The sequence below is a fragment of the Stenotrophomonas sp. SrG genome, from assembly GCF_050031795.1.
GTDB lineage: Bacteria > Pseudomonadota > Gammaproteobacteria > Xanthomonadales > Xanthomonadaceae > Stenotrophomonas > Stenotrophomonas rhizophila_A.
The window spans coordinates 1-236 of the sequence record NZ_JBNBBE010001331.1; the positions used below are offsets into that span (position 1 = coordinate 1).

Consider the following 236-nt stretch of genomic DNA (forward strand, 5'->3'; position numbering starts at 1 on the left):
CGATGCCGAGCTGCACGCCTTGGATGCGGCGGTGCTGGATGTCGACTGTGACGGCGACCTGGTTGTCGCGGTGGCGGTGGAGAACGGCGCCAACCGGCTGTTCCTCAACGATGGCACCGGCAAGCTCAGCCACACGCCCGGAGCGTGCGGTACCATCGCCGGCGCCAACGAGCATGGGCGCGAGGCCGACTTCAATGGCGACGGCCCCCTGGATGTGGTGTTCGTGGCCGAAGAGA

1 protein-coding gene is annotated in these 236 nt (G+C 67.8%); it reads left to right on the forward strand.

Annotated elements, in window-relative coordinates:
• The coding region (locus ACQG3P_RS23750) for an FG-GAP repeat domain-containing protein (protein WP_426806420.1) at positions 1–236 on the forward strand (236 nt) is incomplete at both ends.